1 pseudogene is annotated in these 602 nt (G+C 75.7%); it reads left to right on the top strand.

The features are described from left to right. Positions 1-602 (top strand): annotated as a pseudogene (locus KCH_RS42390) (hypothetical protein); the annotation flags it as partial.

Genomic DNA, 602 nt, shown 5'->3' with positions numbered 1-602 from the left:
CGCGCCGAGATCGCCGCCGCCGACACCAGCACCGAACCCGGCGACACCGACACCCCCACCTCGCTGCCCGCCCTGCGCGAGGCCTACCGGGCAGCCTCCCAGCTCTACGAGAAGGTCGGCGTCGGCGCCGACCTGCGCGCCGAACAGGCCCGCGCCGAAGGCGACGAAGCCGCCGCCGCAAGCGAGTTGGACCGCCTCAGCAACAAGGTCAAGGCCCGCGCCGAAGAACTCCTCGCCAGCCCCGACGGCGCCGACGGCCCCGCCCGCCAGGCCGCCGCCGCCCGCGCCGAAGAACTCGTCACCATCATCGAGGCCCGCTCCGGCGCGGCCGCCGAAGAAGTCGGCCGCCTGCGCGGCGACGCCGAACGCTCCGCGCCCGTCGACGGCGAATCCCACACCGAGCTCCCCGAGGACCTCCTCCCCGCCGACACCGAGCACGCCCAGGCCCTGCTGCGCACCGCCACCGCGCTGCTCGCCGAACGCCGCGAACGCGTCGACGCCGCCCGCACCGAACACGCCGACCTGCAACGGACCTTGGACCAGGCGCAGGCCGCCGCCACCGACTTCGAGGAACTCGCCGGCCAGCTCCGCGACTCGCTGCG

Origin of the sequence: Kitasatospora cheerisanensis KCTC 2395 (genome assembly GCF_000696185.1) — a bacterium.
Lineage (GTDB): Bacteria > Actinomycetota > Actinomycetes > Streptomycetales > Streptomycetaceae > Kitasatospora > Kitasatospora cheerisanensis.
This window is presented reverse-complemented; position numbering and strand designations above follow the sequence as displayed.